The sequence below is a fragment of the Sorangium sp. So ce834 genome (assembly GCF_051521425.1).
Classification (GTDB): domain Bacteria; phylum Myxococcota_A; class Polyangia; order Polyangiales; family Polyangiaceae; genus Sorangium; species Sorangium cellulosum_D.
Genome location: NZ_CP150351.1, coordinates 12,636,841 through 12,663,626 on the forward strand (window position 1 = coordinate 12,636,841; position 26,786 = coordinate 12,663,626).

Consider the following 26,786-nt stretch of genomic DNA (forward strand, 5'->3'; position numbering starts at 1 on the left):
ATGACCGGCGAGAAGAATCTGCGTGCGTATCTCGAGGGGCTCACCACGTCGCTCCGCCAAGCTCGCCGGCGGCTTTCGGACATCGAGGGCAAGCAACGCGAGCCGATCGCCATCGTCGGCCTCGGGCTCCGCCTCCCCGGCGGCGCGGTCGATCCCGAGAGCCTCGGGAGCTTCCTCGAGCGCGGCGTCGACGCTGTGGCGCCGATCCCTGCGAGCCGCTGGGACGCGGACGCGATCTACGACCCCGACCCGAACGCCATCGGCAAGAGCTACGTGCGAAGCGCGGCGCTCCTCGACCGCGTCGACCTCTTCGACGCCGCCTTCTTCGGCATCAGCCCGCGCGAGGCGAAGCACGTCGATCCGCAGCACCGCCTCTTGCTCGAGACCGCGTGGCAAGCCCTCGAGGAGGCGGGGATCGTCCCCGCTTCGCTGAAGGACACGAAGACGGGCGTCTTCGTCGGCGCGGGCGTGAGCGAGTACGCGACGCTGCGGGGCGACGCGGAGAAGGCCGACGCGTACGCGACGATGGGCACGTCGACGTCCTTCGCGGCGGGCCGGCTGGCGTTCACGCTCGGCGTGCAGGGGCCTGCGCTCTCGGTCGACACGGCGTGCTCGTCGTCGCTCGTCGCGCTCCACCTCGCCTGCCAGTCGCTGCGGCGCGACGAGTGCGACCTCGCCCTCGCCGCCGGCGTGCAGGTGATGGCGTCGCCCGAGCCGTTCGTGCTCATCTCGCGCACGCGCGCGCTCGCGCCCGACGGCCGCTCGAAGACGTTCTCCGCGAGCGCCGACGGCTACGGGCGCGGCGAGGGCGTCGTCGTCCTCGCGCTCGAGCGCCTCCGTGACGCGCGCGCGAACGGGCACCCGGTCCTCGCCGTGATCCGTGGCAGCGCGATCAACCACGACGGCACGTCGAGCGGAATCACCGCGCCCAACGGCAGCTCGCAGCAGAAGGTCCTCCGCGCGGCTCTCGAAGACGCCGGGCTCGCTCCGACCGACGTCGACGTCGTCGAGTGCCACGGCACGGGCACGTCGCTCGGGGACCCCGTCGAGGTCCACGCGGTCGCGGCCGTGTACGGCGAGGATCGCCCCGCCGAGCGTCCGCTCCTCCTCGGCGCCGTGAAGACGAACATCGGCCACCTCGAGGCCGCCGCCGGGCTCGCTGGCGTCGCGAAGGTCGTCGCTGCGCTGCGACGCGCAACGCTCCCGCCGACGCTCCACACGCACCCGCCGAACCCGCACGTCGCGTGGGAGACGCTCCCGCTTCGCGTCGTCGATGCGGCGCAGCGCTGGGACCGCCGCGCCGACGGAGCGCCACGGCGCGCCGGGGTCTCAGCGTTCGGCTTCTCGGGCACGAACGCGCACGTCATCGTCGAGGAAGCGCCGGCGCCCGAAGGCGCGACGGCGCCCGAGGCCGAGCGCGCGTGCGCCCACGCGTCGCCGCTCCCCGTCGTGATCTCGGCGAAGACGGAGGGCGCGCTCCGCGGGCAGGCGGCGAGGCTCCACGCGCACCTCGCCGCGCGCCCCGAGCTCGCGCTCGCCGACATCGCCGCGTCGCTCGCGACGACGCGCTCGCACTTCGAGCATCGCGCGGTCGTCGTCGCGCACGACCGCGAGGCGGTCCTCACGGCGCTCGATGGCCTTGCGCGAGGGGCGAACGCGAGCCCGCCACCGGGCACGCTCGTGGGCGGGGACGCGCCGAAGGGGAGGCTCGCCATCCTGTTCACGGGGCAAGGCGGGCAGCGCGCGGCGATGGGACACGGGCTCTACCAGGCGTTCCCGGTGTTCCGAGACGCGCTCGATGCAGTCTGCGCACACCTCGATCGCGATCTCGATCGCCCGCTCCGCGAGGTCCTCTTCGCGCCGAAGGGCTCGGAGCTCGCGAGGCTCCTCGACGAGACCGTCTTCACGCAGACCGCGCTCTTCGCGCTCGAGGTTGCGCTCTTCCGGCTCGTCGAGGCGTGGGGCGTCGCGCCCGACGCGCTCCTGGGCCACTCCGTCGGCGAGATCACCGCCGCGCACGTCGCGGGCGTGCTCTCGCTCGAAGATGCGTGCACCCTCGTGTCGGCGCGCGCGCGCCTCATGCAAGCCTTGCCCGCGCGCGACGCGGCGATGGTCGCGATCGCCGCCTCCGAGGGCGAGGTCGCGGCGGTGATCGCCGCGCGCGGAGAAGGCGGGGCGCGCGCGACGATCGCTGCGATCAACGGTCCGTCGTCGACGGTGGTCGCGGGTGACCGAGACGCCGTCCTCGACGTCGCCGCCCGCTTCGAAGCGCTCGGGCGCAAGACGTCGCGCCTCCGCGTGAGCCACGCGTTCCACTCGCACCACATGGACGGGATGCTCGACGCCTTCCGCCGCGTCGCCGAGGGGCTCACGTTCCACCCGCCGCGGATCCCGATCGTGTTGAACGTGACCGGCCAGCGCGCTGGCGACGGGGAGCTCTGCTCGGCCGACTACTGGGTCCGACACGCGCGGAGCGCCGTCCGCTTCGCCGACGGCCTGGGAACCCTGCACACCGAGCGGGTCTCCACGTTCCTCGAGCTCGGGCCGCACGGCGTCCTCTCGGCGCTCGGGCAGAGCGCGCTCGAGGCCGACGCGCCGAGCCGCGCGCTCTTCGTGCCCACGCTCCGCGCCGATCGAGACGACGGAGACGCGCTCGTCACGGCGCTCGGCGCGCTCCACGCGCGCGGTCACCGGGTCGACTGGAGGGCGTTCTTCGCGCCCGTCGGCGCGCGCCGCGTGCCGCTACCGACGTACGCGTTCCAGCGCGAGCGCTTCTGGGTCGACGACGCCCCGCCCGAGCCCCGCGAGGCTGCGCAGCCCGCGCCGGCCGAGGCGCGCTTCTGGCGCGCGATCGAGGAGAGCAACGTCGACATGCTGCGCGACGCGCTCGGCGTCGCGTCCGAGGGGGAGGAGCGTGCGGCGCTCTCCACGCTGCTCCCGGCGCTCTCCGCGTGGCGGCGAAAGGGACAGGTGCTCGGCCTCGTCGACACGTGGCGCTACCGCGTCGCGTGGAGGCCGATCGCGGCCACGTCGCGCGGCGATGCCTCCGGGACGTGGCTCGTCGTCCGCGCGGCGGGCGCGTACGACGGCGTCGTCGAGAGCGTCGTGCGCGCGCTCGAGGGGCGCGGCGGCGACGTCGTCACGTTGGGCCTGGGGGCCGACGCGTGCGCGCGCGCGGAGCTCGCGGCGCGCCTGCGGGAGGCCGTCGCAGGGCGCGGGGCGCTCCGCGGCGTGCTCTCGTTCGTGGGGCTCGACGACGGGCCCTCGACGTCGCAGCCGGCGGTGCCCGCGGGGCTCGCGCGCACGCTCACGCTCGTGCAGGCGCTCGGCGACTCGGCGCTCGACGCGCGCGTGTGGCTCTTCTCGCGCGGCGCGGTCTCCGTCTCCCGGGCCGACGCGATCGTGAGCCCGGCGCAGGCGGCGACGTGGGGGCTCGCGCGCGTGGTGTCGCTCGAGCACCCGGAGCGCCTCGGCGGGGCGGTCGACCTCGCGTCGAGCCTCGGCGCGTCCGGAGCGCTGGACGCAGCGGCGATCGACCACCTCGTCGCCGCGCTCGGCGGCGCGCTCGCGGGCGAGGACGAGCTCGCCCTGCGCCCGGAGGGGCTCTTCGCGCGACGCCTCGTGCGCGCTCCCCTCGGCGAGGCGCCGCGGCCGCGCGCGCCTCGAGGCACCGTCCTTGTCACGGGAGGCACGGGGGCGCTCGGAGCACACGTCGCGCGGCTCTTCGCGCAGCGGGGCGCGAAGCACCTCGTCCTCACGAGCCGGCGAGGGCCCGACGCGCCCTCCGCGCGCGCGCTCCACGACGAGCTCACCGCGCTCGGTGCGCGCGTGACGATCGCCGCGTGCGACGTCGGCGATCGAGCGGCGCTCGAGGAGCTCTTCGCGGCGATGCCGGCGGACGCGCCGCTCTCGACGGTCGTGCACGCCGCGGGCGTGCTCGACGACGGCGTGCTCGACGCGCTGACGCCGGAGCGGCTCGACGCGGTCTTCCGCGCGAAGGCGCTCGCCGCGCGCCACCTCGACGAGCTCACGCGGTCGCGCGATCTCGACGCGTTCGTCCTGTTCTCGTCGGCGTCGGGCGTCTTCGGCAGCGCCGGGCAAGGCAGCTACGCCGCGGCGAACGCGTACCTCGACGCGCTCGCGGAGGCGCGGCGCGCACGCGGCGTCACGGCGACGTCGATCGCGTGGGGCGCGTGGGCAGGCGGCGGGATGCTCGAAGACGCGGTCGCGTCGGACCTCCGGCGCTCGGGCCTCTCGCCGATGCGGCCCGAGGTCGCCACCGCGGCGCTCGCGCACGCGCTCGACCACGACGACGACGTCGTGACGATCGCCGACATCGACTGGGCGCGCTTCGCGCCGTCGTTCGCCTCCGTCCGCGAGCGCCCGTTCGTCTCCGAGCTCCCCGAGGCGAAGCGCGCGCAGGGCGCGCTCGCCGCGAACCCGGCGCGCCCGGACGAGAGCGCGCTGCTCACGGCGCTCCGCGCGCAGAGCGACGACGATCGCCTCCGCCACCTCGTCGGCCTCGTGCTCGGCGAGACCGCGGCCGTGCTCGGACACGCGGACGCATCGCGCGTCGACGCGCACAAGGGGTTCTTCGATCTCGGCCTCGACTCGCTCATGGCGGTCGAGCTTCGCCTGCGCCTGCAAAAGGCGACGGGCATCCGCCTGCCGTCGACCATCATGTTCGATCAGCCGTCGCCCGAGCGCGTCGCGACGTTCTTGCGCGACGCGCTCGCGCGCACGCTCGGCGAGCGCGGAGACGTGGACGCGGCGCTCGTCGCGCGGACGCGCCACGACGGCGAGCCGGTCGCGATCGTCGGCCTCAGCCTCCGCTTGCCGGGCGGCACCGGCGATCTCGCGGGGCTCTGGGACCTGCTCGAGCGCGGCGTCGATGCGGTCGGCCCGATCCCCGCGAGCCGCTGGGACGCGGGCGCCGCGTACGACCCAGATCCGGACGCGAAGGGAAAGAGCTACGTGCGGAGCGCGGCGCTCCTCGACCGCGTCGACCTCTTCGACGCCGCCTTCTTCGGCATCAGCCCGCGCGAGGCGAAGCACGTCGATCCGCAGCACCGCCTCCTGCTCGAGGCCGCGTGGCAAGCCCTCGAGGAGGCGGGGGTCGTCCCCGCGTCGCTGAAGGGCTCGAAGACGGGCGTCTTCGTCGGCGCCGGAGCGAGCGACTACGCGCTCCTGCAACGCGACTCCGACGAAGACGACGCGTACGCGGCGATGGGGACCGCGTCCGCGTTCGCGGCGGGGCGGCTCGCGTTCACCCTCGGGCTCGAGGGGCCGGCGCTGTCGGTCGACACGGCGTGCTCTTCGTCGCTCGTCGCGCTCCACCTCGCGTGCCAGTCGCTGCGCCAGGGCGAGTGCGACCTCGCGCTCGCGGCGGGCGCGCAGGTGATGGCGTCGCCGGAGGCGTTCGTCCTGCTCTCGCGCACGCGCGCCCTCGCGCCCGACGGGCGATCGAAGACGTTCTCCGCGAACGCCGACGGGTTCGGCCGCGGAGAGGGCGTCGTCGTCCTCGCGCTCGAGCGCCTCAGCGACGCGCGCGCGAACGGCCGGTCGGTGCTCGCGGTCGTCCGCGGCTCGGCGATGAACCACGACGGCGCGTCGAGCGGGATCACTGTCCCAAACGGGACGGCGCAGCAAAAGGTCCTGCGCGGCGCGCTGGACGACGCCGGCCTCGCCCCCGCGGAGATCGACGTCGTCGAGTGCCACGGCACCGGCACGGCTCTCGGCGACCCGATCGAGGTGAACGCGCTCGCCGCCGTCTACGGCGAGGGGCGCCCGGCAGATCGCCCGCTCCTCGTCGGGGCGATCAAGACGAACATCGGCCACCTGGAGGCGGCGGCCGGGCTCGCGGGTGTCGCGAAGGTGGTCGCGGCGCTTCGCAACGGCGCGCTGCCCGCGACGCTGCACACGAGCCCGTTGAACCCGCACCTGGCGTGGGACGAGCTACCCGTGCGCGTCATCGACGGCGCGTGCCCGTGGCTGCGGCGGGCGGAGGACACTCCACGACGCGCAGGAGTCTCCGCATTCGGGCTCTCGGGCACGAACGCGCACGTCATCATCGAGGAGGCGCCGGGCGACGCGGACGCGTCCGCGAGCGCGGCGACGGCGGAGGCGTCTGCCGGGCGCGAGCTGCCGTTCGTGCTGTCGGCGAAGACGAAGGCGGCGCTCCAGACGCAGGCCAGACGCCTCCACGCCCACGTCGCCGCGAGCGGCGAGCTCGCCCTCGCCGACCTGGCGTTTTCCCTTGCGACCACGCGGTCGCATTTCGACGAGCGCGCCGCCGTCGTCGCGTCCGAGCGCGACGGGCTGCTTCGCGGGCTCGACGCCCTCGCGCGTGGAGAGCCCGCGCCCGAGACCGTCGCTGCCTCCACGGTTTCACCCGGGAAGCTCGCCTTCGTCTTCCCCGGACAGGGCTCGCAGTGGCCCGAGATGGCCTCCGCCCTGCTCGACTCCGAGCCCGTCTTCCGCGATCAGCTCCTCGCCTGCGAGGGCGCCCTCGCCCCGCACGTCGACTGGTCGCTGCTCACCGTCCTGCGCCACGGTCGCGACGGCGACGCATCCCTCGACCGCGTCGACGTGGTCCAGCCCGTGCTGTTCGCGGTCATGGTGGCCCTCGCCGCCATGTGGCGCGCGATGGGCGTCGAGCCCGACGCCGTTGTCGGACACAGCCAGGGCGAGATCGCCGCCGCGTACGTCGCGGGCGCGCTCTCGCTCGAAGACGCCGCCAAGGTCGTGGCGCTCCGCGCCCGCGCCATCACCAGGCTCGCCGGACGCGGGGCCATGGCGGCCATCGAGCTGCCCGCCAGCGAGCTCGACCGCCACCTGGATGGGCTCGACGGCCGCGTCGGCATCGCCGCCATCAACAGCCCGCGCACCACGCTCGTCGCCGGAGACGTCGCCGCCGTGGACGCGCTCGTCGGCACCCTCTCCGCCGCCCAGATCTTCGCCCGCAAGGTGCGCGTCGACTACGCCTCGCACTCCGAGCACGTGGCCGCCATCGAGCAGGAGCTGCTCGGCGACCTGCACGGCATCAGCCCGCGCGCCAGCGCCCTGCCCATCTACTCCGCCGTCACCGGCGAGAAGCTCGATGGCCAGGCGCTCGACGCGGCGCACTGGTACCGAAACCTACGCCAGACCGTCCGCTTCGAAGACGCCACGCGCGCTCTGCTCGCCGACCAGCACCGCTTCTTCGTCGAGGTCAGCCCACACCCCGTGCTCTCCCTCGCCGTGCGCGAGACCATCGACGACGCCGGCCTTTCGGCCGCCGTCGTGCCCACGCTCCGGCGCGACGAAGGGCACCGCGCGCGCTTTCTGCTCTCGCTCGCCGAGCTGCACGCGCGGGGGCACCGCGTGGTGTGGAGCGCCCTGTTCGACGCCCATCGACCCCGCCGCGTCCCGCTGCCCACGTACGCGTTCCAGCGCGAGCGCTTCTGGCTCGATGCCCCTCGCGCCCGCGCCGACGTCGCCGCCGCCGGGCTCGCATCCGCCGAGCATCCGCTGCTCAAGGCCTCGGTCGCGCTGGCGGGCTCCGACGGGTACCTGTTCACCGGACGCCTCTCGCTGGCCGAGCACCCGTGGCTGGCGGGGCACGCGGTCTTCGGCGAACCCATCCTCCCAGGCACCGCCTTCCTCGACCTCGCGCTCGCGGCCGCACACCGCGTCGGCCTCGATGCCGTCGACGAGCTCACCCTCGAAGCCCCCCTCGCGCTCCCCGCGACCGGCGGCGTGGTCGTGCAGATGGCGCTCGGGGCCACCGACGACGACGGGCGGCGATCGCTCACCGTGCACGCGCGGCCGGACGACGCGGGCGACGACGCGGCGTGGACGCGGCACGCGACGGGCGCGCTCGGGCCGCGCGCCGCGGGCGCGTCGCTCGACGTCGGCGCGTTTCCGCCCGGAGACGCCACGCCGCTCGCGACGTCCGGGCTCTACGATCGCCTCGCGCGCGCCGGGCTCGCGTACGGCACGGATTTCCAGGGGCTCCGCGCGGTGTGGAAGCGCGGCGACGAGCTCTTCGCCGAGGTCGTGCTCCCGGAGGCGACGGCGCGCGACGCCGCCCGGTTCGGGCTACACCCCGCCGCGCTCGACGCCGCGCTCCACGCGCTCGCCGCAGAGGTTCTGGACGGCGGCGAGAAGGCGCACGTGGCGATGCCGTTCTCGTGGAGCGGCGTGTCGCTCCACGCCGTCGGCGCGTCGACGCTGCACGTGCGGATCGCGCGTAAGGGCGGCGACACCGTGGCGCTCGCGATCGCCGACGCTGCCGGGCAGAAGGTGGCGAGCGTCGACGCGCTCGCGCTGCGCCCCGCGTCGGCTACCCGCGTGCGCGGGGCGAAGCCGCGAACGGGGCCGGTGCACGACGCGCTCCTCCGCGTCGATTGGATCGAGCTGCCGAGCGGCCCGGAGGGCGCGGCGCCTCGGGCGTGGGCGATCCTGGGGAGCGACGCGCGCCTCGCGAGCGCGCTCGAGGCGGCCGGAGCTCACGTCACGCGGCACCGCGACCCTGGCGCGTGGATCGATGCAATCGGCGGCGGCGGGGTTCCGGAGGTGGTCGCCGTCCTCGCGTGCACGACGCGCCCTGATGCGCCGAGCGGCGCCCTCGCGGCCACGCACGGCGCCGCGGCGGACGCGCTCGCAGCGCTCCAGGCGTGGCTCGCCGAAGAGCGCCTCGCGTCGTGCGCGCTCGTGGTGCTGACCGAGCGCGCCGTGGCCACGCGGCCCGACGAAGACGTGCTCGATCTCGTCCACGCGCCGGTGTGGGGCCTTGTGCGCGCGGCGCAGGTCGAGAACCCGGATCGCGCGTTGATCCTCGTCGACGTCGACGCCGACGACGCTTCGCTCCCCGCGCTCCCCGCGCTCGTCGCCGCCGCGGTCGCGCGCGCCGCCGACGCGAGCGAGCCGCAGCTCGCGCTGCGCGAGGGGCGGCGCCTGGTTCCGCGCCTGGGTCGGCTGCGCGGCGACGACGCGCTCGTGCCGCCGAGCGCGGGGGCGTACCGGCTCCACGTCGCGGCCAAGGGCACGATCGAGAGCCTCGCGCTGGTGCCGTACGAGGAGGCGACGAGGCCGCTCGCCGAGGGGCAGATCCGCGTCGCGGTGCGGGCGGCGGGGCTCAATTTCCGCGACGCGCTCGACGCGCTCGGCATGTACCCCGGCGACCCCGGGCCCCTCGGCGCCGAGGGGGCAGGCGTCGTCCTCGAGGTCGGCCCGGGCGTGACGGAGCTCGCCCCAGGCGACCGCGTGATGGGCCTGCTCAGCGCGGCGTTCGGGCCCATCGCGCTCGCCGATCACCGCATGGTGAGCCGCATCCCCGCGGGGCTGTCGTTCGTCGAGGCGGCGAGCATCCCGGTCGTCTTTCTGACCGCGTACTACGGCCTGGTCGATCTCGGCCGCCTCCGCCCCGGCGAGCGCGTGCTGGTTCATGCCGCCGCCGGCGGGGTCGGCATCGCCGCCGTCCAGCTCGCCCGCCACCTCGGCGCAGAGGTCTTCGCCACCGCGAGCCCGCCCAAGTGGGCCACCCTCCGCGCCCTCGGCCTGGACGACGACCACATCGCCTCCTCGCGCTCGGCCGACTTCGAAGCGCACTTTCGCCGCACCAGCGGCGGGCGCGGGGTCGACGTGGTGCTCGATTCGCTCGCCCGCGAGCTGGTCGATGCCTCGCTGCGCCTGGTCGCCCTCGCGCCCGACGGGCGCTTCGTCGAGATGGGCAAGAGCGACGTCCGCGACCCTCTGGCCGTGGCCGCGTCGCACCCGAGCGTCGCGTACCGCGCGTTCGACCTCGCCGAGGCGGGCCCCGAGCGCATCCAGGCGATGCTCGCCGAGCTGGTCGCCCTGTTCGAGCGCGGTGTTCTGCGCGTGCCGCCCATCACCCCGTGCGACCTCCGCCGGGCGCCGCAGGCCTTCCGCGCCCTGGCCCAGGCCCGCCTCGTGGGCAAGGTGGTGCTGACCATCCCGCGCGCCCTCGACCCGCGCGGCTCCGTCCTCGTCACGGGAGGCACCGGCACCCTCGGCGCGCTGGTGGCGCGCCACCTCGTCCAGCGGCACGGCGTGCGCAGCCTGGTGCTCTCTTCGCGACGAGGCCCGGCCGCGCCCGGCGCGGACGACCTCCGCCGCGAGCTCGAAGCCGCAGGCGCCTCGGTCGCGATTGTGGCCTGCGACGCGGGCGATCGCCTGGCGCTCGAGCGCCTGCTCGCCGGCATCCCCGCCGACCGCCCCCTCACCGCCGTCGTCCACGCCGCCGGGACCCTCGACGACGGCGTCCTCACCTCGCTCACCCCAGAGCGCCTGCGCTCCGTCATGAGCGCGAAGGTCGACGCCGCCGCGCACCTCGACGAGCTCACCCGCCCGCTCGATCTGTCCGCCTTCGTCCTCTTCGCGTCGCTCTCGGGCGTGCTCGGGAGCCCAGGGCAGGCGAACTACGCCGCGGCGAACACGTTCCTCGACGCGCTCGCGCACCAGCGGCGGTCGCGCGGCCTGCCCGCGGTGTCGCTCGACTGGGGGTACTGGGCCGAGAGGACCGGGCTCACGGCGCACCTCGGAGACACGGATCTCCAGCGCATGGCGCGCGGTGGGCTCCGTCCCCTCACGACCGACGACGGGCTCGCGCTCTTCGACGCCGCGCTCGCGCACGTCGACGCCGCGCTCGTCGCGGCGCCGTTCGACCCCATCGCGCTCCGCGCCCACGCGGTCGCGCCGATCCTCCGCGGCCTCGTGCGCGCCGGCGCCGCGCGGCGCAAGCTCGCGAACAACGCGGCGTCCGCGGCGCCCCTCGCGCAGCGCCTCGCCGGCCTCGCGCCGAAGGAGCGAGAGCGCGCGATGAACGACGTCGTCCGCCCGGAGATCGGCGTCGTCCTCGGCCTGCCCCCGTCGCGTCACCTCGACGGCGACCGCCCGCTGAAGGAGCTCGGGCTCGACTCGCTCATGGCGGTCGAGCTGCGAAACCGCCTCGCCGCGATCGTGGGGACGCGCCTGCCCGCCACGCTGCTCTTCGATTACCCGACGCCGACGGCGCTCGCGCGCTTCCTCGCGACGGCGCTCGTGGGGCGAGGCGACGCGGCCGCCGCACCGAGCGCGGCACGCGCAGCTTCCGCAGGCGCGTCCGACGACGCGATCGCGATCGTCGCCATGGCCTGCCGCTTCCCGGGCGGCGTCCTCACGCCCGAGGACCTCTTGCGGCTCCTCCGCGAGGGGGGCGACGCGATCTCCGCGTTCCCCGAGAACCGTGGCTGGGATCTCGACGCGCTCTCGGACGGCGCGGCCCGCCAGGGAGGCTTCCTCCACGACGCCGATCTCTTCGACGCGGAGTTCTTCGGGATCAGCCCGCGCGAGACGCTCGCGCTCGACCCGCAGCAGCGCCTCCTCCTCGAGATGACGTGGGAGGCGCTCGAGCGCGCCGGTATCATCCCCGCGTCGCTCCACGGCTCGAAGAGCGGCGTCTTCGTCGGCGTCTTCGGGAGCGACTACGTCGCGCGCCTCCTCCACGGCCCGAGCGGCGCGCAGGCGATGGAGTCGCTGCGCGGGTACATCGGCACCGGGAGCGCCTCGAGCGTCGCGTCGGGGCGTATCGCGTACGCCCTCGGCCTCGAAGGCCCGGCGATCAGCGTCGACACGGCGTGCAGCTCGTCGCTCGTCGCGCTCCACCTCGCCTGCCACGCCATCCGTCGAGGCGAGTGCTCGCTCGCGCTCGCCGGCGGCGTGACCGTGATGGCGACCCCCGGGATCTTCGGCGAGTTCAGCGCGCAGCACGCGGGCGCGCCGGACGGGCGGTGCAAGTCGTTCTCGGCGGACGCGAACGGCGCGGGCTGGTCGGAAGGCGCTGGGATAGTGCTCCTCGAGCGCCTGTCGGACGCCCGGAAGAACGGGCACCCCGTGCTCGCGATCGTGCGCGGATCGGCCGTCAACCAGGACGGCAAGAGCCAAGGGCTCACGGCGCCGAACGGCCCCGCGCAAGAGCGCGTGATCCGGGACGCGCTCGCGAGCGCGGGGCTCGCCCCCGCGGACGTCGACGCCGTCGAGGCGCACGGCACCGGCACGACGCTCGGCGATCCCATCGAGGCGCGCGCGCTCTTCGCGACGTACGGCGCGGCGCACGTGAAGGATCGCCCGCTGTGGCTCGGGAGCCTCAAGTCGAACCTCGGGCACACGCAGGCCGCCGCGGGGATCGGCGGCGTCATCAAGATGGTGCTCGCGCTGCAGAGCGGCGTCCTCCCGAGGACGCTCCACGCCGCGAGCCCGTCGCAGCACATCGATTGGTCGTCCGGCGCGATCCGCCTCTTGACCGAGGAGGTACCGTGGAAGCCAGGCGGGTCTCCTCGGCGCGCGGCGGTGTCGTCGTTCGGGATCTCCGGCACCAACGCGCACGTGGTCCTCGAGGAAGCGCCGCGCGCGGCGGCCGGCGACGACCAGGCCGCGGAGCCCGCCCGCGCGCCCCTCGCGCCGCCGGTGCCGGTGCTCCTCTCGGCGAAGAGCGACGCGGCGCTCCGCGCTCAGGCGGGCAAGCTCCACGCGCACCTCGCCGAGCACGAGGACGTCGCCCTCGTCGACGTCGCGGCGTCGCTCGCGACCACGCGGTCGCATTTCGAGCGTCGCGCCGCCGTCGTGGCAGACGATCGCGCCGCGCTGCTCTCGGCGCTCGCGGCGCTCGCCGAGGGGCGCGCGGGGGCAGGAACGGTCGCGGGCGAGGCGCTCCCGCCGGGCAAGGTCGCCTTCGTCTTCCCCGGCCAGGGCTCGCAGTGGCCATCGATGGCGCGCGCTCTGCTCGCCTCCTCGCCCGCCTTTCGGGCCGAGATCGAGGCGTGCGAGCGCGCCCTGGCGCCGCACGTCGACTGGTCGCTCCTCGCCGTGCTCGGCGGCGACGAAGCGCACGCCGCGCCCATGCTCGAGCGCGTCGACGTGGTGCAGCCCGTGCTGTTCGCCGTCATGGTCGCCCTCGCCGCCACCTGGCGCGCCGCCGGAGTCACGCCCGACGCCGTCGTCGGCCACAGCCAGGGCGAGATCGCGGCCGCGTACGTCGCGGGCGCGCTCTCGCTCGAAGACGCCGCCAGGGTCGTCGCGCTCCGCTCGCGCGCCATCACGAAGCTCGCGGGACGCGGCGCCATGGCCGCCGTCGAGCTCACCGCCGCCGACCTCGAGGCGCGCCTTGCGCCCTTCGGCGGACGCCTCGCGATAGCGGCGATCAACAGCCCTCACGCGGCCCTCGTCTCCGGAGACCCCGACGCCATCGACGAGCTCGTCGCCGACCTGAGCGGGGCGCAGCTCTTCGCCCGCAAGGTCCGCGTCGACTACGCCTCCCACTCCGCCCACGTGGAGGCCATCGAGCGGACGCTGCTGGAGGCGCTCGACGGCATCGCGCCGCGCCCGGCGACCGTGCCGCTCTACTCCGCGGTGACGGGCGAGAGGCTTGATGGCGAGGCCCTCGGCGCCGCCCACTGGTACCGAAACCTGCGCCACACCGTCCGCTTCGAGCACGCCACGCGCGCCCTGCTCGACGACGGCCACCGCTTCTTCGTCGAGGTCAGCCCTCACCCCGTGCTCACCGTCGCCCTGCGCGACACCATCGACGCCTCGGGACACGACGCGGTCGCGTGCGCGTCCCTTCGGCGCGACGAAGGAGACCTCGCGCGCTTCAACCTCTCGCTCGCCGAGCTCCACACGCGAGGCCTCGCCGTCGACTGGCGCGCCTTCTTCGTCCCCTTCGCGCCGCGCACCGTCGCGCTCCCGACCTACGCGTTCCAGCGCGAGCGCTTCTGGCTCGATGCTCCGAAAGCGAGCGGCGCCGCTGCGTCGCCGGCGGAGGCGCGCTTCTGGAGCGCGGTGGAGGACGGCGACGTGGCGACCGTGACCGACGCGCTCGACGTCGGCGACGACGAGCGCCGCGCGGCGCTCGCGACCCTCCTCCCGACGCTCGCGACGTGGCGGCGCGCGCGCCGCGCGCAGAGCACGATCGACGCGTGGCGCTACCGCGTCGCGTGGAGAGCCCTCACCGCGCCGCCGAAGGGTGACGTCGCCGGGACGTGGCTCGTGGTCGCGCCCGAGGTCGCCGGCGCGCTCGCGGACGGCGTCGCACGCGCGCTCGAGGCACGCGGGGCGCGCGGCGTGCTCGTGCCCGTCGACGCCGAGGATGCGGCGCGTACGCCGCTCGCGGGGCGCCTCCGTGCTGCCGCGGGCGGCGAGGCGATCCGCGGGGTGATCTCGTTCGCGGCGCTCGACGAGCGCCCGGCGCCGCTCGAGCCCTCCGTGCCCCTCGGGCTCGCCGTCTCGCTCGGCCTCGTGCAGGCGCTCGGCGACGCGGCGATCGACGCGCCGCTCTGGCTCGTCACGCGCGGGGCCGTCGCGGTCGGGGCATCCGAGCGCGTCACGCGCCCGCTCCAGGCGATGACGTGGGGCCTCGGGCGCGTCGTCGCCCTCGAGCACCCCGAGCGCTGGGGCGGGCTCGTCGATCTCGGCGAGGAGAGCGCGCCCGACGCGAACGGCGCGCGCGACGCGAACGTGCACGATCGGCTCGCCAACCTCGTGGCGCGCCGTGACGACGAGGACCAGCTCGCGTTGCGCGCCGCGGGGACCTACGTGCGGCGCCTCGTCCGCGCCCCGCACGACGGCGCGCGCGCCCCCGCGTTCGCGCCGCGTGGGGCGGCGCTCGTCACGGGCGGGACCGGCGCGCTCGGCGCGCACGTTGCCCGCTGGCTCGCGCGGATCGGCGCCGAGCACATCGTGCTCGCGAGCCGCCGCGGAGCCGCGGCCCCCGGCGCGGCCGCGCTCGCCGAGGAGCTCTCGGCGCTCGGCGCGCGCGTGACGCTGGCTGCGTGCGACGTCGCCGATCGTGAGGCGGTCGCGGCGCTCGTGCGCGACGTCGAGGCCGGCGGCGCGACGGTGCGCGCCGTGTTTCACGCGGGCGGTGCGATGCACGAGGCGCCGGTCGCCGCCATGCGTGTCGAGGAGCTCGCCGACGCGATCGCCGCGAAGGCCCGCGGCGCGCAGCACCTCCACGACGTCTTCGCGCAGCGCCCGCTCGACGCGTTCGTCCTCTTCTCGTCGGGAGCGGGTGTGTGGGGCGGTGGGCGGCAAGGCGCGTACGCCGCGGCGAACGCGTTCCTCGACGCGCTCGCCGAGGCGCGTCGCGCGGACGGCCTCGCGGCGACCTCGATCGCGTGGGGCGCGTGGGCGGGCGGCGGGATGCTCGCGACCGACGCCGAGCGGCGCTTGAAGCATCGCGGCGTCGCGCCGATGGATCCGGAGCTCGCCGTCGCGGCCCTCGCGCACGCGCTCGATCACGCCGAGACGTGCCTCGCCGTCGCTGACGTCGACTGGGCGCGCTTCGCCCCGTCGTTCGCCTCGGCGCGTCCTCGCCCGCTCCTCGACGAGCTCGCGGAGGCGCGATCGGCGCTCGACGCGCTGCGCGAGCCACCGGACGACGTGCGCACGGCCGCCGGTCCCGAGCCCGCAAGCACGCTGAGGGCCACGCTCGCGGCGCTCCCGGACGGCGAGCGCCACCGCCACCTCCTCGCGCTCGTGCGGACGGAGACGGCGGCGGTGCTCGGGCACGCGGACGCGTCGCGCGTCGAGCCGAACCGCGGGTTCTTTGACCTCGGGCTCGACTCGCTCATGTCCGTCGAGCTCCGCAGGCGCGTCCAGCGCGCGACCGGCATCAAGCTCCCGGCGACGCTCGCGTTCGACCACCCGACGCCGAGCGCGCTCGCGAGCAAGGTGCTCGCCGCGATCGTCCTCCACGACGCGACCCCGCGCGCCTCGCCCGCCGCGGAGCTCGAGCGCCTCGAGGGGATGCTCTCGGCGATCTACGCGGACGAAGCGCTCCGCGACGACCTCACGGCGCGCCTCCGCGCCTTCCTGGACAAGCGCGCGGTCCGCACCGAACGCCCCGACGACGCCGCGTTCGCCGAGAAGCTCGGCTCCGCGAGCGCCGACGAACTCATTCGCCTGATCGATCAGAAGCTCGGAGATCGCATCGATGTCGACCGTTACTAACGACACGCTCACGGAGTACTTGCGGCGCCTCACTCAAGAGCTCCACAGGAGCGAGACGCGCCTGCGTGCGACGGAAGAGAGGCGACATGAGCCGATCGCCATCGTCGGCCTCGGGCTCCGCCTCCCGGGCGGGATCCACGACCGCGACACGCTCTGGACGTTCCTCGAGGAGGGCCGCGACGCCATCGCGCCGATCCCCGCGAGCCGCTGGAACGCGGACGCGACGTACGACCCCGATCCGGACGCCGTCGGCAAGAGCTACGTGCGCGACGCCGCCATGCTCGATCGCGTCGACCTCTTCGACGCCGATTTCTTCGGGATCAGCCCGCGCGAGGCGAAGTACGTCGACCCGCAGCACCGCCTCTTGCTCGAGACGTCGTGGCAAGCGCTCGAGGACGCGGGGATTGTGCCGGCGTCGCTGCGAGACTCGAAGACCGGCGTCTTCGTCGGCACGGGCGCGAGCGACTACGCGTTCCTCCAGAGCGATCGCGACGCCTCGGAAGCGTACGCGTTCATGGGGATGATCTCGTCGTTCGCGGCGGGCCGCCTCGCGTTCACGCTCGGGCTCCAAGGCCCCGCGCTATCGATCGACACGGCGTGCTCTTCGTCGCTCGTCGCGCTCCACCTCGCGTGCCAGTCGCTGCGTCAAGGCGAGTGCGACCTCGCGCTCGTCGCGGGTGTGCAGGTCATGTCGTCGCCGGAGGTGTTCGTGCTGCTCTCGCGCACGCGCGCGCTCGCGAGCGACGGGCGATCGAAGACGTTCTCGGCGAACGCCGACGGCTATGGCCGCGGCGAAGGCGTCGTCGTCCTGGCCGTCGAGCGCCTCCGCGACGCGCGCGCGAAAGGGCGCCCGATCCTCGCGGTGATCCGCGGCAGCGCGGTGAACCACGACGGCACGTCGAGCGGGATCACGGTCCCGAACGGGCCCGCGCAGCAGAAGGTGCTCCGCGCCGCGCTCGACGACGCGCGGCTCGTCCCCGCCGACGTCGACGTCGTCGAGTGCCACGGCACGGGGACCTCCATCGGCGATCCCATCGAAGTGAACGCGCTCGCCGCCGTCTACGGCGAGGGGCGCCCCAAGGATCGCCCGCTGTTCCTGGGCGCGCTGAAGACCAACATCGGGCACCTCGAGTTCGCGTCGGGCCTCGCCGGCGTCGCGAAGATGGTCGCCTCCATGCGCCACGCGACCCTCCCCGCGACGCTGCACACGAGCCCGCTCAACCCGCTCGTCGACTGGGACGCGCTCCCCGTGCGCGTCGTCGACGCCGCGCGCCCGTGGACGCGCCGCGACGACGGCGCCCCCCGGCGCGCCGGCGTCACGGCGATCGGCCTCTCCGGCACCAACGCGCATGTGATCGTCGAGGAGGCGCCCGCCGAGCCCGAGCCCACGACGCCCGACGCCGCGCCCGCGCTTCCGGCCGTGCCCGTTCTCCTCTCGGGCAAGACCGACGAGGCGCTGCGCGCGCAGGCAGCGCGCCTCCACGCGCACCTCGCGGGGCGCCCCGACGCGCGGCTCGTCGACATCGCCGCGTCGCTCGCGACGACGCGCACGCACTTCGATCGACGCGCGGCCGTCGTCGCGGCGGATCGCGACGAGCTCCTCGGCGCGCTCGACGCGCTCGCGCGCGGCGAGGCAGGCCCGGGGTCGGTCGTCGCGAGCGCGATCCCCGCCGGCAGGGTCGTGTTCGTGTTCCCCGGCCAAGGCTCGCAGTGGGTCGGGATGGCGCGCGCGCTCCTCGCGTCGTCGGTGGTCTTCCGCGACGAGATCGCGGCCTGCGAGCGCGCGCTCGCGCCGCACGTCGCCTGGTCGCTCGGCGCCGTTCTCCGGGGCGACGGCGACGAGGCGACGCTCCTCGGCCGCGTCGACGTCGTGCAGCCGGTCCTCTTCGCCGTCATGGTCGCCCTCGCCGCGCTCTGGCGCTCGATCGGCGTCACGCCCGACGCCGTCGTCGGGCACAGCCAAGGCGAGATCGCCGCCGCCTACGTCGCCGGCGCCCTCTCGCTCGAAGACGCCGCCAAGGTCGTCGCGCTGCGCGCACGAGCGCTCACGAAGATCGCGGGGCGCGGGGCGATGGCCGCCGTCGAGCTCGGCGCACGCGACACCGAGGCGCGCCTCGCGCCGTTCGGCGACGCCATCGCGATCGCGGCGATCAACAGCCCGCGCGCCACGCTCGTCGCGGGCGACACGGACGCGATCGACGCGCTCGTCCGCGACCTCGAGGCCGCGCAGATCTTCGCGCGGAAGGTGCGTGTCGACTACGCGTCGCACTCGGCGCACGTCGAGGCGATCGAGCGCGAGCTCCTCGCGGATCTCGCGGGGATCGAGCCGCGCGCGGGCGCTGTGCCGCTCTACTCCGCGGTGACGGGCGCGAAGCTCGACGGGAGCCGCCTCGACGCCGCGCATTGGTTCCGGAACCTGCGCTCGACCGTCCGCTTCGAGGACGCCACGCGCGCGCTCCACGACGACGGCCACCGCTTCTTCGTCGAGGTGAGCCCGCACCCCGTGCTCGCCCTCGCGCTCGATGAGACGCTCTCGTCGCTCGGCGGCGATGCGGCCGTGGTGTCCTCGCTCCGCCGCGACGAAGGCGACCTCGAGCGCTTCCTCCTCTCGGCAGGCGAGCTCCACGCGCGCGGGCACGCCATCGACTGGGGTGCGTTCTTCGCTCCGCTCGGGGCGCGCCGCGTGACGTTGCCGACGTACGCGTTCCAGCGCGAGCGGTTCTGGCTCGACGCAGGCGACGCGTCGGACGATGAGGACGCGGCGCCGGGAGCGTCCGCCGAGGAGACCGCGTTCTGGCGAGCCATCGAGCGCGGCGACGTCGCGGCGCTCTCGGACGCGCTCCACGTCGCCGACAGCGGGCGGCGCTCGGCCCTCGAGAGCCTCATGCCGGCCCTGTCGGCGTGGCGGCGGAGCCGCCGAGAGCAGAGCACCGTGGGCGCGTGGCGCTACCGCGTCGAATGGAGACCCGTGAGCGCCGCGTCACGCGGCGACGTCGCGGGGACGTGGCTCGTCGTGGCCCCGGCCGGCGTCGCCAGCGATCTCGCGAGCGCCCTCGCGGCGGCGCTCACCGAGCGCGGCGCCGACGTCGTCCCGCTCGCGCTCGAGGCGAGCGACATCACCGCACACGACGCCGCGTCGCGCCTCCGTGACGCGATCGCGGGCCGGCCGGCGATCCGCGGCGTCCTCACCCTCACGCCGCTCGACACCGCGCCGCTCGACGGCCGGCCGGCGGTGCCCGCGGGTCTCGCGCGCTCGCTCGCCCTCGTCCAGGCGCTCGCCGAGCTCGCCATCGAAGCGCCCATCTGGATCGTCACTCGCGGCGCGGTCGCGATCGGCCGATCCGACCGGATCGAGAGCCCCGTGCAAGCGATGGCGTGGGGCCTCGGGCGCGTCGTCTCGCTCGAGCAGCCGGAGCGCTGGGGCGGGCTCGTCGATCTCCCCCGCGCGCACGCCGACGGCGCGCTGGATGCGACGGCCATCGAGCGCCTCGTCGCCGCGCTCGGGAGCCGCGAGGGCGAGGACGAGCTCGCGCTCCGCCCGACGGGCCTCTTCGCACGGAGGCTCGCGCGCGCGCCTCTCGGCGACGCTCCCGCGCAGCGCTTCGAGCCGCGCGGGACCGTCCTCGTCACGGGCGGCACGGGAGCGCTCGGCGCGCACGTGGCGCGATGGCTCGCGCGTCACGGCGCCGCGCACCTCGTGCTCGCGAGCCGCCGCGGAGCCGACGCCCCGGGCGCCGAGGCGCTCCGCGCGGAGCTCACGGAGCTCGGCGCCCGCGTGACGATCGCGGCGTGCGACGTCGCGGACCGCGCGGCGATCGAAGAGCTCTTCGCGGCTCTCCCGGCCGAAGAGCCGCTCACGGCCATCTTCCACACGGCGGGCGTGATCGACGATGGCGTCCTGGGATCGCTCACGCCGGAGCGCCTCGAGACCGTCCTCCACGGCAAGGCCGACGCCGCGCGGACGCTGCACGAGCTCACGAAGACGCGCGACCTCGCGGCGTTCGTCCTCTTCTCGTCGGCGGCGGGCGTCTTCGGGAACGCGGGCCAGGCGAGCTACGCCGCCGCGAACGCCTTCCTGGACGCGCTCGCGGAGGAGCGCCGCGCGCTCGGGCTCCGCGCGACGTCCGTCGCGTGGGGCGCGTGGGCCGGAGCCGGGATGCTCACCTTCGACGTCGCGCAGGGCCTCCGCCGCGGAGGTTTCGCGGCGATGGAGCCCGAGATCGCCGTCGCGGCGCTCGCCAGCGCGCTCGATCGCGACGAGACCCACGTGACCATCGCGTCGATCGACTGGGCGCGCTTCGCGCCGTCGTACGCCTCGGCGCGCCAGCGCCCGCTCATCGCCGATCTGCCGGACGCGCGCCGCGCGCTCGACGCGCAGCCGAGCGCGTCGACCGAGCACGACGAGACCGCGCTCGTCGCGACCCTGCGCGCGCTCTCGGGCGAAGCTCGCCTCCGCCACCTCGTCTCCCTCGTCCTCGCGCAGACGGCGGCGGTGCTCGGCCACGCCGATCGGTCGCGCCTCGACCCGCAGCGAGGCTTCTTCGACCTCGGGCTCGACTCGCTCATGGCCGTCGAGCTTCGTCGGCGCCTCCAGAAGGCGACCGGCGTCAAGCTCCCGGCGACCATCACGTTCGATCGCCCGTCGCCGCACCGACTCGCTGGCTTCCTTCTCGACGCGCTCCCCCTCGGCGGGGCCGCCCCGAGCACCGATGCCCGCCCGCGCGCCGCCCGCGCGGACGCGGGCGACGAGCCCATCGCGATCGTCGGCGTCGGCCTGCGCCTCCCAGGCGGGGTCGACGACGTCGACGCGCTCTTCCGCCTGCTCGAGGACGAGCGCGACGCGGTCGCTCCGATCCCGGCGAGCCGCTGGGACGTCGGCGCCGTGTTCGATCCGGACCCCGAAGCGAAGGGGAAGACGTACGTCCGCCACGCGGCGATGCTCGACCGCGTCGACCTCTTCGACGCGGGCTTCTTCGGCATCAGCCCGCGCGAGGCGAGGCACGTCGACCCGCAGCACCGCCTCTTGCTCGAGACCGCGTGGCAAGCGCTCGAGGCGGCGACGATCGTCCCCGCGTCGCTCCGCGACTCGACCACCGGCGTCTTCGTCGGCGCGGGCGCGAGCGACTACGCCGTGCTCCAGAGCAGCGCCGAGGACGCCGAGGCCTACGCCGCGATGGGCACCGCCGCCTCGTTCGCGGCAGGTCGGCTGGCGTTCACGCTCGGCCTCCAAGGGCCCGCGCTCTCGATCGACACCGCGTGCTCGTCGTCGCTCGTCGCGCTCCACCTCGCGTGCCAGTCGCTGCGGCAAGGCGAGTGCGACCTCGCGCTCGCCGCCGGCGTCCAGGTGATGGCCTCGCCCGAGGTCTTCGTGATCCTCTCGCGCACGCGCGCCCTCGCTCCGGACGGGCGATCGAAGACGTTCTCGGCCAACGCCGACGGGTTCGGCCGCGGCGAAGGCGTCGTCGTCCTCGCCCTCGAGCGCCTCCGGGACGCGCGCGCCAACGGCCACCCGGTCCTCGCCGTCGTCCGCGGCACCGCGGTCAACCATGACGGCGCGTCGAGCGGCATCACCGCGCCGAACGGCTCCTCGCAGCAGAAGGTCCTCCGCGCCGCCCTCGACGACGCCCGCCTCGCTCCCACCGACGTCGACGTCGTCGAGTGCCACGGCACCGGCACCTCCCTCGGCGATCCCATCGAGGTCCAGGCCCTCGCGGCCGTCTACGGCGAAGGGCGCGCCCCCGAGCGCCCGCTCCGCCTCGGCGCGGTGAAGACCAACATCGGCCACCTCGAGTTCGCGTCGGGCCTCGCCGGCGTCGTCAAGATCGTGGCGTCGCTCCGCCACGGGACGCTCCCCGCGACGATCCACACCAACCCGCGCAACCCGCACATCGACTGGGACGCGCTCCCCGTCCGCGTCGTCGACGCGGCCGAGCCGTGGGAGCGGAGCGCCGACGGATCTCCGAGGCGCGCGGGGGTCTCCGCGTTCGGGCTCTCCGGCACGAACGCGCACGTCATCGTCGAAGAGGCGCCCGAACCCGACGCCCCGAAGCCCGCGCGCGGCGCGCTGCCCCTCTCGGGCGCGCTCCCCTTCGTGCTTTCGGCCAAGAGCGACGCGGCCCTCCGCGCGCAAGCCGCGGCGCTCCGCGATCAGCTCGCGAGGACACCCGACGCGGCGCTCGTCGACGTCGCCGCGGCGCTCGCCACGACGCGCTCGCAATTTGACCACCGCGCCGCGATCGCCGCGAGCGATCACGGGACGCTGGTCGCGGCGCTCGAGGGCCTCGCCGCGGGCGTCGCGGCGCCAGGCACGTTCGTCGCCAAGGGCGCCGCCGACAAGCTCGCCTTCCTCTTCACGGGCCAGGGCGCGCAGCGCGCTGCGATGGGGCGCGGCCTGTACGACGCGTTCCCCGTCTTCCGCGACGCGCTGGATGCCGTCGCGAGCCACCTCGATCGCGAGCTCGATCGCCCGCTCCGCGACGTCCTCTTCGCGCCGAAGGGCTCGGAGCTCGCGAGCCTCCTCGACCGGACCGAGTTCACGCAGCCGGCGCTCTTCGCCCTCGAAGTCGCGCTCTTCCGACTCGTCGAGGCGTGGGGCGTCACGCCCGACGTGCTCCTGGGGCACTCCGTCGGCGAGCTCGCCGCCGCGCACGTCGCGGGCGTCCTCTCGCTCGCCGACGCGTGCACGCTCGTCGCCGCGCGCGCGCGCCTCATGCAGGCCCTGCCCGCGCGCGACGGCGCGATGGTCACGGTGCACGCGACGGAGGCCGAGGTGCTCGCCGCGCTCGAGGGGCGGGACGGACGCGCCGAGATCGCCGCGATCAACGCGCCGTCCTCGACGGTGATCGCCGGCGACGTCGACGCCGTGCTGCGCGTCGCCGCCCACTTCGAAGCGCGCGGGCGTAAGGCGACCCGCCTCCGCGTGAGCCACGCGTTCCACTCACACCACATGGACCCCATGCTCGACGCGTTCCGCCGCGTCGCAGAAGGGCTCACGTTCCATCCGCCGCGCATCCCCATCGTCTCCAACGTCACGGGGAGGCTCGCGGCGGACGAGATCCGGTCGCCCGACTACTGGGTCCGCCACGTGCGAAGCGCCGTCCGCTTCGCCGACGGCATCAATACGCTGGAAGCCGACGGCGTTTCTTCGTTCTTCGAGCTCGGGCCGCACGGCGTCCTCTCGGCGCTCGGCGAGAGCGCGCTGGCGAACGCGCAGCGCGAGGTCGCCTTCGTCCCCGCGCTCCGCGACGGCCGCGCCGACGTCGACGCGCTCACGGCGGCTCTCTCGTCGCTCCACGTGCGCGGACATCGCGTCGATTGGGCGGCGTTCTTCGGCCCGTTCGACCCCCAGACGGTCGCGCTCCCGACCTACGCGTTCCAGCGCGACCGCTTCTGGCTCGACGCCCCCGCGGGAGCGACGCGCGACGAAGCCGCGCCCGCCGCGCCCGAAGACGCCGCGTTCTGGCGCGCGGTTGACGCGGGGGACGTGGGCGCGCTCGGCGCGACGCTGAACGCCTCGGGCGAGGACCACCTCTCGGCCCTCGCGACGCTGCTCCCCGCGCTGTCGGCGTGGCGGCGCGCCCGCGACGAGCGGAGCCTCGTCGACGCGCTCCGCTACCGCGTCGTGTGGAAGCCGCTCACTCCGACCGCGGCGCGCGACGTCGCGGGGACGTGGCTCCTCGTCACGCTCGCGGGAGCCGAGGACGCGCTCGCGCGTGAGCTCGAGAGGGCCCTGACCGCGCGCGGCGCCGAGGTGATCACGATGCCGATCGCGCCGGCAGAGGCCGATCGCGTGCGCCTCGCCGTGCGCGTGCAGGGAGCTCTCGCGGACGCGGGCGAGCTCCGCGGCATCGTGTCCTTCGCCGCGCTCGACGAGACCACGCTCGCGACGCACACGGCGCTGCCCGCGGGGCTCGCGCTGACGCTCCGCCTCGTGCAGGCGCTCGGGGACATGGGCATCGAGGCGCCGCTGTGGCTCGTCACGCGCGGCGCGGTGTCGACGGGGCGCTCCGATCGGCTGGCGAGCGCGGCGCAATCGATGACGTGGGGTCTCGGCCGCGTCGTTGGGCTCGAGCACCCCGAGCGCTGGGGCGGGCTCGTCGACGTCGCCGACGGCGACACGATCGACGCGAGGGCGCTCGACCGCCTCGTGACGCTCCTCGCGTCCCGCGACGGCGAGGACCAGCTCGCGCTCCGCCCGACAGGCATCTTCGCGCGGAGGCTCGTCCGTGCGCCCCTCGGCGACGCTCCGCCCGCGCGCACCTTCACGCCGCGCGGCACCTCCCTCGTCACCGGCGGAACCGGCGCCCTCGGCGCGCACGTCGCGCGTTTCCTCGCCGGGCGCGGCGCAGAGCACCTCGTCCTCGTGAGCCGCCGGGGCGAAGACGCCCCGGGCGCCGGCGCGCTCCGCGCTGAGCTCGAGGCGCTCGGCGCGCGCGTGACGCTCGCCGCCTGCGACGTCGCCGATCGCGCCTCGGTCGCAGCTCTGCTCGCCCGCCTCGACGCGCAAGGCGACCCCGTCCGCGCCGTCGTCCACGCGGGCGGCGTCGTCGCGCAGGCGGCCCTCGCGTCCACCGATCTCGACGGTGTCCAGGCCGTCGTCGCCGCAAAGGTCCTCGGCGCGCTCCATCTGCACGAGCTCCTCGGAGACCGCGAGCTCGACGCCTTCGTCCTCTTCGCCTCCGGCGCGGGCGTCTGGGGCAGCGGGCAGCAAGGCGCGTACGCCGCCGGCAACGCGTTCCTCGACGCGCTCGCCGAGGTGCGCCGCGCCGCCGGTCTCACGGCGACGTCGATCGCGTGGGGCGCCTGGGCGGGCGCCGGGATGCTCGCCGATCACGCCGACGCCGACGCCGAGGTCGAGCTCCGGAAGCGCGGCCTCGTGCCGCTGGCCCCGGCGCTCGCGATCGCCGCGCTCGCGCAGGCCCTCGATCACGGCGAGACCGCGGTCACGGTCGCCAGCGTCGATTGGGCGCGCTTCGCCCCCGCGTTCGCCTCCGCGAGGCCGCGCCCGCTCCTCCTCGATCTCCCCGAGGCGCAGCGCGCAATCGAGGCCCCGTCGGCGCCCGCCGGGGCTGACGGCGCGAGCGCGGACCGTGCGCTCGTCGAGGCGCTGCGGCCGCTCTCCGAGGCCGACCGCGCGCGCCACCTCGTGGAGCTCGTCGTCGCCGAGACCGCCGCCGTCCTCGGGCACGCCGACGCGTCGGCGATCGATCCTCATAAGGGCTTCTTCGATCTCGGCCTCGACTCGCTCGTCGCCGTCGAGCTCCTCCGCAAGCTCCGCGCGCGCACCGGCGTCGAGCTCCCCGCGACGGTCACGTTCGATCACCCATCCCCGCACCGCCTCGCGACGTACGTGCGCGAGGCGCTGCCGCTCGACGCGCCCCTCGCGCCGGCCGACGCGACGACAGCGCGCTCGTCGAGCGCGCACGCCGCGATCGACGAGCCGATCGCGATCGTCGGCCTCGGGCTCCGCCTCCCCGGCGGCGTCGAGGATCGCGAGGGCCTCTGGTCGTTCCTCGAGCAAGGGCGCGACGGCGTCGGCCCGATCCCGAAGGACCGCTGGGACGCGGACGCGATCTACGATCCGGATCCCGAGGCCAAGGGAAAGAGCTATGTGCGCGAGGCCGCGCTGCTCGATCGCGTCGACCTCTTCGACGCGGCGTTCTTCGGCATCAGCCCGCGTGAAGCGAAGCAGGTCGATCCGCAGCACCGCCTCCTGCTCGAGACCGCGTGGCAAGCGCTCGAAGAGGCGACGATCGTCCCCGCGTCGCTCAAGGACACGAGCACCGGCGTCTTCGTCGGGATCGGCTTGAGCGACTACGCCCTCATGCAAGGCAGCGCCGAAGAGACCGACGCATACGCCGCGATGGGCACGCTCTCGTCGTTCGCGGCGGGGCGCCTGGCGTTCACGCTCGGCCTGCAAGGCCCCGCGCTCTCGATCGACACGGCCTGCTCGTCGTCGCTCGTCGCGCTCCACCTCGCGTGCCAGTCGCTGCGGAAAGGCGAGTGCGATCTCGCGCTCGCGGGCGGCGTCCAGGTGATGACGCTCGCCGAGCCGTTCGTGCTCCTCTCGCGCACGCGGGCGCTCGCGGCCGACGGTCGGTCGAAGACGTTCTCGGCGCACGCCGACGGCTACGGGCGCGGCGAGGGCGTGGTGGTGCTGGCGCTCGAGCGGCTGCGGGACGCGGAGGCGAGAGGCCACCGGGTGCTTGCGGTCGTCCGCGGGACGGCGGTCAACCACGACGGCGCGTCGAGCGGCATCACGGCGCCGAACGGCACCTCGCAGCAGAAGGTGCTCCGTGCAGCGCTCGGGGACGCGGGCCTCGCGCCGGCCGACGTGGACGTCGTCGAGTGCCACGGCACCGGCACGGCGCTGGGCGATCCGATCGAGGTCCAGGCCCTCGCGGCCGTGTACGGCGAGGGGCGCGCGGCAGAGCGGCCGCTCCTGCTCGGCGCCGTGAAGAGCAACATCGGCCACCTCGAAGCCGCCTCCGGCCTCGCCGGCGTCGCCAAGATCGTGACGGCGCTCGAGCATGGCGCGCTCCCCGCGACCATCCACTCGCGCCCGCGCAACCCGCACGTCGACTGGGACGCGCTCCACGTCCGCGTCGTCGACGCGGCCGAGCTGTGGGCTCGCCGCGACGAGGAGACCCCGAGGCGCGCCGGAGTCTCCGCGTTCGGCCTCTCGGGCACGAACGCCCACGCCATCATCGAAGAGGCGCCGCGCGCGCGTCGAGGCGCCGCCGCCGCGGACGAGCCCCCGCCGGCCGTGCCCGTGGTGCTCTCTGCGAAGAGCGAGCGCG

At 75.4% G+C, this 26,786-nt stretch carries 2 protein-coding genes (1 of these 2 running past the window's edge); both read left to right on the forward strand.

Translation table 11 applies throughout. The features are described 5' to 3' along the window. On the forward strand, positions 1 to 15,987 hold the full coding sequence (locus WMF20_RS46480) for a type I polyketide synthase (RefSeq protein ID WP_437608159.1): 15,987 nt from the start codon (positions 1 to 3) through the stop codon (positions 15,985 to 15,987). Continuing rightward, positions 15,971 to 26,786: the 5' portion of a type I polyketide synthase gene (locus WMF20_RS46485; protein WP_437608160.1), read on the forward strand. 4,238 nt of this gene lie beyond the right edge of the window; 10,816 of the gene's 15,054 nt are visible here — the first part of the coding sequence; its start codon is at positions 15,971 to 15,973; the stop codon falls past the right edge of the window. The genes WMF20_RS46480 and WMF20_RS46485 overlap by 17 nt, the downstream gene beginning before the upstream one ends.